The 6,664-nt window shown below is 72.4% G+C and carries 9 protein-coding genes; 6 read left to right on the forward strand and 3 right to left on the reverse strand.

Translation table 11 applies throughout. From position 1 onward, the window contains the following. The first annotated feature begins 94 nt into the window (after positions 1–94). From HB662_RS19525 to HB662_RS19550, 6 genes are all read left to right on the forward strand, one after another. A complete protein-coding gene (locus tag HB662_RS19525) occupies positions 95–805 on the forward strand; it encodes a class I SAM-dependent methyltransferase (RefSeq protein ID WP_209443364.1) in 711 nt (236 codons plus the stop codon). Between the two features lie 82 nt (positions 806–887). Continuing rightward, complete coding sequence (locus HB662_RS19530) at positions 888–1,844, forward strand: glycosyltransferase family 2 protein (protein WP_245185734.1); 957 nt, start codon at positions 888–890, stop codon at positions 1,842–1,844. Continuing rightward, on the forward strand, positions 1,841–2,191 hold the full coding sequence (locus HB662_RS19535) for an EamA family transporter (protein WP_168051756.1): 351 nt from the start codon (positions 1,841–1,843) through the stop codon (positions 2,189–2,191). Before HB662_RS19530 ends, HB662_RS19535 begins: the two co-directional genes overlap by 4 nt. Positions 2,192–2,210: 19 nt before the next feature. Then, the gene (locus tag HB662_RS19540) at positions 2,211–3,356 is read left to right on the forward strand and encodes an MFS transporter (RefSeq protein ID WP_168051758.1); all 1,146 of its coding nucleotides are present in this window, start codon (positions 2,211–2,213) and stop codon (positions 3,354–3,356) included. 9 nt (positions 3,357–3,365) lie between these two features. Further along, the gene (locus HB662_RS19545; RefSeq protein WP_168051760.1) at positions 3,366–3,764 is read left to right on the forward strand and encodes a DUF3574 domain-containing protein; all 399 of its coding nucleotides are present in this window, start codon (positions 3,366–3,368) and stop codon (positions 3,762–3,764) included. 26 nt (positions 3,765–3,790) lie between these two features. Beyond that, the gene (locus HB662_RS19550; RefSeq protein ID WP_168051762.1) at positions 3,791–4,171 is read left to right on the forward strand and encodes a rhodanese-like domain-containing protein; all 381 of its coding nucleotides are present in this window, start codon (positions 3,791–3,793) and stop codon (positions 4,169–4,171) included. Positions 4,172–4,174: 3 nt separating this feature from the next. Here the strand turns inward: HB662_RS19550 and HB662_RS19555 are convergent, their stop codons facing one another. From HB662_RS19555 to HB662_RS19565, 3 genes are read right to left on the reverse strand one after another with little or no spacing between them, the layout of a single operon-like run. Continuing rightward, entirely contained in the window at positions 4,175–4,867 is a 693-nt protein-coding gene (locus tag HB662_RS19555; RefSeq protein ID WP_168051764.1) for a lysophospholipid acyltransferase family protein, read from the reverse strand. A gap of 1 nt (position 4,868) precedes the next feature. Next, positions 4,869–5,843, reverse strand: coding sequence for a phosphatidate cytidylyltransferase (locus tag HB662_RS19560; RefSeq protein ID WP_168051766.1), 975 nt, complete (start codon positions 5,841–5,843; stop codon positions 4,869–4,871). After that, positions 5,840–6,478: a CDP-alcohol phosphatidyltransferase family protein gene (locus HB662_RS19565; RefSeq protein ID WP_168051768.1), complete on the reverse strand. Its 639-nt coding sequence runs from the start codon at positions 6,476–6,478 to the stop codon at positions 5,840–5,842. The genes HB662_RS19560 and HB662_RS19565 overlap by 4 nt, the downstream gene beginning before the upstream one ends. Between the last annotated feature and the right edge of the window lie 186 nt (positions 6,479–6,664).

The raw sequence follows: 6,664 nt of genomic DNA on the forward strand, positions 1-6,664 counted from the left end.
TGGAAGGGCCGCCTCACCACCGCCGCGCGGCTGCCTTGCGGTTGCCCCGGTGCGGCGTCACAAGGGCGTGGTGGAACCCGCAGAATACGCATTGATGGACGCTGCCGAGGACGGCATGTGGTGGTTCCGGGCCGCCCATGCCCGGGTCCTCGACGCGCTCCACACCCGCCCCGGCGCCGCCGGCCCCGTGCTCGATGCCGGCTGCGGCACGGGCGGCTTCCTGCTGCGCCTGGCGCAGCACATGCCGGACCGACCGGCGATCGGCCTGGAATACATGGCCGATGCCGCGCGCCGGGCGCAGCAGAAGGCGAACCGGCCGGTGGCGGCGGGGGATGCCAATGCGCTGCCCTTCGCCGATGCCAGCTTCGGCGCCGCGGTCTCGATCGACGTGATCTGCCATGCCGGCGTGGACCCGGCCCGCGGCATGGCGGAGCTGCACCGCGTGCTGCGCCCCGGCGGCACGGTGGTGCTGAACCTGCCGGCCTATGAATGGCTGCGCAGCGCGCATGACGCCCGGGTGCATACCGCGCGCCGCTACACCGCCGGCAGCGCCCGCGCGCTGCTGGAGGAGGCCGGCTTCACCCAGGTTTCCGCCCGCTACTGGAACGGCCTGCTGCTGCCGCTGATGGCCCTGCAACGGAAGGTGCTGCAGGCCCGCGCCGATGCGCCCAGCGACGTGGCCCACTTCCCCCCCTGGATCGACAAGACCCTGCACGCCGTCTCGGAGATCGAGCGGCGGATCGGCGGCGCGGGCATCCCCATGCCCGGCGGCGGTTCCGTCCTCGTCATCGGCACGCGGCCCTGACGGAGTATGCGACGTGACTGAGACCATGGCCCGGCGCGCCGGTGCTTCCGAAGCAGGACCAACTGCGGGATTGTCTTCTGGCTTGGCGCAGCCCGGCGCCGCGCCGGTGGGCCTGTCGATCGTCGTCCCGGTCTATCGCGGCGCGCTCACGGTCGGCGCACTGGTCGAGGCGCTGTCCGCGCTGCGACCGGCGGGGGGGCTGGAGATCATCCTGGTGAATGACGGCAGTCCGGACAATTCAGCCGAGGTCTGCCGCGCCCTGGCGGCGACCGCCACGGTACCACTGGTCTATGTCGAGCATGCCCGCAACTTCGGCGAGCACAACGCCGTCATGTCCGGCCTGCGCCAGGCCCGCGGCGCCTACGTCATCACCATGGACGACGACCTGCAGAACCCGCCGGAGGAGGTGGTGCGGCTGTACGACCATGCCCGCCTAGGTGGCTGGGACGTGGTCTATACCCGCTACGCCAAGAAGGAGCATGAGGGCTGGCGCAACCTCGGCAGCCGCTTCGCCAATGGCGTGGCGGACATGCTGCTGGACAAGCCGAAGGGCCTGTACCTGTCGTCCTTCCGCTGCATGAGCGCCATGGCGGTGCGCGAAGTGGCGAAATACAGCGGGCCCTACCCCTATGTGGACGGGCTGCTGATGCAGGTGACGCAGCGCCTCGACAGCATCGAGGTGAAGCACCTGCCGCGCGCCGAGGGCCGCTCCAACTACACGCTGAAGCGGCTGGTGCTGCTGTGGCTGAACCTCGCCACCAATTTCTCGGTGTTGCCGCTGCGGCTGGCGATCCTGGCCGGCGCTGCGATGGGCGTGTTCGGGCTGGTCGCCGCCGCCATCGTGCTGTTCGAGGGGCTGAGCGGGGAAACCCCCTCCGGCTGGGCCTCGATGATGACGGTCACGCTGCTGGTCGCCGGCGTGCAGTTCCTGATCCTCGGCGTGCTCGGCGAGTATGTCGGCCGTGCCTTCCTCTCGGCCAATGGCAAGCCGCAGGGCGTGGTGCGGGACGTCGTGCGGGCGGGGGGCGCGGGCCAGTGATCGCGGCCTGGGCGACCCTCGCGACCGCCATCACCACCTCCCTCGTCGGGCAGATCCTGCTGAAGGCGGGCGCCTCGGGCTCCGTCGCGGCGGAGGCCGGGTTCATCGACCAGTTGTTCCGCTGGCAGACGGTTCTGGGCCTGGGCTGCTATGGCGGCGCGGCGCTGCTCTATATCATCGCGCTGCGAAAAATCCCGATGTCGGTCGCCCTGCCCTGCACGGCGGCGAGCTACGTGGTCATCGCACTGATCGGCTGGGGCATGTTCGGGGAAAGCCTCGGCCTGGCCAAGATCATGGCGATCGGGCTGATCTCCGCCGGCGTGGTGCTGCTGGCCACCACCGCTTGAAGCCGGGGGCCTGAGTCCGATGCGGCCCGGGCTGGTCCTCGCGGCGCTCGGCGTCACGCAGATCCTGGGCTGGGGCACGGCGTATTTCCTGCCCGGCGTGCTGGGGCCGGCGATGGAGCGCGACCTCGGCCTGGCGCCGGGGCGGGCCTTCCTCGGCATCACCCTGCTGCTCGGGCTGGCCGGGTTGCTGTCCCCCTGGGTCGGGCGGCTGATCGACCGGCATGGGGCGCGGCCGGTGATGGCCTGCGGGTCGGTGACCTTCGCCGTGGGGCTGGGGCTGCTGGCAATCGCGGAAAACTGGGTGCAGGCGCTGGGGGCCTGCCTGGTGCTGGGCCTGGCCGCGGCGCTGGCGCTGACGGAGGCCGCCAATGCCGCGCTGGCGGCGCTGGGCGCGGAACGGGCGCGGCGGCGGCTCGGGCTGCTGGCGCTGGCCTCCGGCCTGTCCTCCGTGGTGACCTGGCCGGCGCTGGCGGCGGCGGAGGCGGCGTTCGGCTGGCGCGGCGCGGTGCTGGCCTCGGCCGTGGTGCACCTGCTGGTGGCCCTGCCGCTGCACCTGGCCTGCGTGCCGGCGGCGCCGCGCGGCGCGAGGCCCGCGCGGGTGGCCGGCGGCAAGCTGCCGCCGCGGCTGCGCTGGCTGTCGGCCGCCTTCGCCATGCAGACGCTGACCGGCAGCGCCATCCTGGCCAATATGGTGCTGCTGGTGGAGGCGCTGGGCCTGGAACGCGGCAGCGCCATCTGGTGGGCCGCGCTGGTCGGGCCGGCGCAGGTGACGGCGCGGCTGCTGGATGTGGTGGGCGGCGGGCGGGCCAGCGCCGTCGCCACCGCCTCCGTCGCGCTGCTGCTGATGCCGCTGGCGCTGCTGATGCCGCTGGTGGCGCCGATCGGCATCGCCCTCGCCGCGCCGGCCTTCGTGCTGAGCTACGGCCTGGCGTCGGGCATCATGACGGTGATGCGCCCGGCCTGCCTGATCGAGCTGCATGGCACGGATGGCTATGCAACCGTCGCCGGCCAGGTGATGGCGCCGGTGACGGCGGCGATGGCGCTGGGGCCGGCCCTGTTCGCGCCGCTGCTCTTCGCCGTGGGGGCGGAGGCGGCACTGGCGCTGGCGGCGATCGGCGTGCTGGCCAGCCTGCTGCTGCTGCGCATCGCGGCGCGAACGGCGTAGCATCCGGCCATGCGAATCCTGCCCCTTCTCCTGCTGCTCACGGCCTGCGCCACCACCCCGCCGGCCTGCCCGCCCGGCACCCAGTCAGCGACGATGCTGGAGGGGTATTTCGGCCGCAATGCCCAGGGGACGGAGGTGGTGGATGACCCCGCCTGGACCGGCTTCATGGACCAGGTGGTGACGCCGGCCTTCCCCGATGGGCTGACCGTGCTGGATGGCGCCGGCCAGTGGCGCGGCGCCGGCGGGCGGCTGGCGCGGGAACGCAGCAAGATCCTGGTGGTGGCGCTGCCCGGCGCCAGCCCGGCGCAGGCGCTGGCGCGGATCGACCCGGTGATCCGCCTGTTTCGCGCCCGCTTCGCGCAGGAAAGCGTGATGGTGACGACGGCGGAGGCCTGTGTGAGATTCTGACTTCACGACCGGAGGAACCCACCATCATGCCGACCACCGTCAAGGACATGCTCGCCGCCGCCAACGCCGCCGTGCCGCGCATCTCCGCCGCCGAGGCCCGCGTCCTGGCCGGGGAGCCGCAGACCGTGCTGCTGGATGTGCGCGACGCGGCGGAGGTGAAGGCCTCCGGCAAGGCCAAGGGCGCGCTCGCCGTCTCCCGCGGCCTGCTGGAATTCCGCGCCGATCCGGAAAGCCCGCTGCATGACGCGGCCTTCGACCGGGCCAAGACCATCATCGTCTACTGCGCCTCCGGCGGCCGCTCCGCGCTGGCGGGCAAGACGCTGAAGGACATGGGCTATACCGATGTCCGCAACCTCGGTGGCTTCAAGGACTGGGTCGAGGGCGGCGGCGAGGTCGAGATCGGCTGACGGTCACCCCGCGCCGGACAGGCGCTGCACCGCCGCGCGGCAGGCTTCCGTCAGCGCCGCGCGGTCCTCGCTGGGCAGGGCCGGCCCAATTCGGACCGAGAGGCGGCCGGGGCGCGGCCAGCGGCGTTGCGGCGGCCAGGCGGCGTGCGCACCCTCGATCCAGCAGGGCACCACGGGCACGCCGGTGCCGGAGACGATGCTGGACAGCCCGGCCTGGAAAGGCCCCATCTGCCCATCCCGGCTGCGCGTGCCCTCGGGGAACAGGATATAGACCAGCCGGTCCTCCACCAGGCGTTCCCGCAGCGTCGCCAGGTCGCCGCGCTTCGTGCGGCCGCGCCAGATCGGGAAGGCGTTGATGGCATAGGCGGCGAAGGCCGCGCCGGCCCGGCTGCCGAAGAACACCTCCCCGGCCGCCAGGGCATGGGCGGACCGCGCAGCCTCGCCGCGCAGCATCGCGGCCAGGACCAGCGCATCCAGGTGGCTGGAATGGTTGGCGACCAGGACGAAGGGCGGCGGGGGCAGGTTCTCCCGCCCCTGCACCACCAGGCGGTGGGCCAGGCGGAAGTAAAGCCGCAGCAGGGCGCGCCAGGCGCCGTGCACGGCCATGCCGACCAGGCCGCGTTCGCGCTTCAGGCTGCGCCAGCGGTCGCCCGCCGCCAGGCCCAGGTCGCGCGCGGGGCGCAGCTTCCACTCCATCTCAGCCGCCGCCAGTGAACAGCCGCACCGGCTGGTCCAGGCCGAAGCCGATGAAATACTGGATCAGGTGGAACACCGCCGGGGCCACCAGCAGCAGGCTGTTGAAACGGTCCAGGATGCCGCCATGTCCGGGCAGCACCACGCCCATATCCTTGATGCCGATGTCCCGCTTGATGGAGGACAGCATCAGGTCGCCGCTCTGCCCGGCGACGCTGACCAGCACGCCGAACAGCGCCAGCCAGTGCCAGGCCTGCATCCCGGTGCCGCCGAACAGCGCCGATCCGATAAGCGCCACGACGCTCGCCGTGACCACCACGGCGCCCAGCGCGCCGGAGATGGTCTTGTTCGGGCTGGTCGCCGGCAGCAGCTTGGGCCCGCCGATCAGCTTGCCGCAGGTGAAGGCGGCCACGTCGTTCAGCGCCACAGCGGTCAGCAGCAGCAGCACCAGCGGCCGGTAATTCGCGTCATTCGCCATATAGCCGAGATGCGCCAGGCCGGCGCCGAACAGCATATAGCCCAGCACCGCCAGGCCGACGCGCTGCACATAGCCCGCAGGCCGGTCGAGCGGGATGGAGGCCACCGCCAGCACGCAGGTGGTCAATGGCCAGAGCGCGACGAAGAAGCCGTACCAATGGTCCAGCGCCGCGAAATTCACCGCCAGGATGCCCAGCACCACCACGGCCGAGAGCAGCCTTTCCCGGAACAGCCCGGTCGCCCGGGCATATTCGCGGTAGCAGAGCAGCCCGAGCAGCGTGACCGCGCCGATGGTCCATTCCCGCCCCGCCAGCACCGGCCCGATCATCAACGGCAGCAGCACGCACCAGGACCCCAGCCGCAGCCACAACTCCTTCCGAAGTGCCGGTTGCACCCTGCCGCTGACGGAAAGCAGGCCGATCGCCAGGGCGGCCGCCGCCACCACGGCCACGGTGGCGGAGACGATCCAGACCGTGACGGGATGCGCGAAGGCCGTGCTCATGGGCGCGCCCGCAGGACGCGGTAGGCGCCGTGCAGCCGGCGCCAGGCGGTCAGCAGGGACAGCGCCAGGATGATCCACAGCGCCACCACCGGCACGCCCGCCGACCAGGCGACCGGCGCCAGCCCGCACCACAGGGCAACGGCGGTGGCCAGCGCCATGCGATGCGGCTTGGCCATCGGCCCGCGGAAGTCGCTCGGCGCGCCCGCCGCGCGGCCCACGGTGCGGACATAGGCGGTGGCCATCGCCGCCAGCGCCGCCGCCCAGCCCAGCACCGGCGCACCGGCCGCGATGCCGAGGCCGACCAGCGCGGCGGTGTCGGAGACACGGTCCGGCACCTCGTTGAACAATTCCCCGGCTGGCGAGGCGATGCCGCGCCCGACCGCCACCATACCGTCCAGCATGTTCGCCAATAGGCGAAGCTGGATCAGCAGCGCGGCCAGCAGCCACAGCTGCCAGCCCGCCTCCGGCCAATCCGGCACCAGCGCCAGGCACAGCCCTGCGGCCAGCCCCGCCACCATGCCGGCGACGGAAATGGCATCCGCCGAGGCCCCGCGCGCCACCAGCCAGCCGGCCAGCTTCCGCGTGATGGTCAATTCGCGCGCCGCGATCGGCCGCCTGTCGCCACTTTCCGCCATGCTGCCCTCGATCCCGGCCGAGGATGGCACGCGGCCGGAGGGGCGGACATATCCTGGCTGTTTCAGTCGGTTGCGCCGGTTGGCGCTAGGTCGTGGACTCGTAACTGCGCGCCCAGAGGCGTGCGGCGGCGAGGTGGAGCGCGGCGAGGTAGTTCCGGGCGAGCTTGTCGAAGCGGGTGGCGACAC

It is taken from the genome of Falsiroseomonas frigidaquae, from assembly GCF_012163145.1.
GTDB classification, from domain to species: domain Bacteria; phylum Pseudomonadota; class Alphaproteobacteria; order Acetobacterales; family Acetobacteraceae; genus Falsiroseomonas; species Falsiroseomonas frigidaquae.

What these genes read in the sequence shown, in the direction of transcription:
- HB662_RS19525 (WP_209443364.1), top strand. Translation starts at nt 95, where the DNA reads ATGGACGCTGCCGAGGACGGCATGTGGTGGTTCCGGGCCGCCCATGCC.
- HB662_RS19540 (WP_168051758.1), top strand. Translation starts at nt 2,211, where the DNA reads ATGCGGCCCGGGCTGGTCCTCGCGGCGCTCGGCGTCACGCAGATCCTG.
- HB662_RS19545 (WP_168051760.1), top strand. Translation starts at nt 3,366, where the DNA reads ATGCGAATCCTGCCCCTTCTCCTGCTGCTCACGGCCTGCGCCACCACC.
- HB662_RS19550 (WP_168051762.1), top strand. Translation starts at nt 3,791, where the DNA reads ATGCCGACCACCGTCAAGGACATGCTCGCCGCCGCCAACGCCGCCGTG.
- HB662_RS19555 (WP_168051764.1), bottom strand. Translation starts at nt 4,867, where the DNA reads ATGGAGTGGAAGCTGCGCCCCGCGCGCGACCTGGGCCTGGCGGCGGGC.
- HB662_RS19560 (WP_168051766.1), bottom strand. Translation starts at nt 5,843, where the DNA reads ATGAGCACGGCCTTCGCGCATCCCGTCACGGTCTGGATCGTCTCCGCC.
- HB662_RS19565 (WP_168051768.1), bottom strand. Translation starts at nt 6,478, where the DNA reads ATGGCGGAAAGTGGCGACAGGCGGCCGATCGCGGCGCGCGAATTGACC.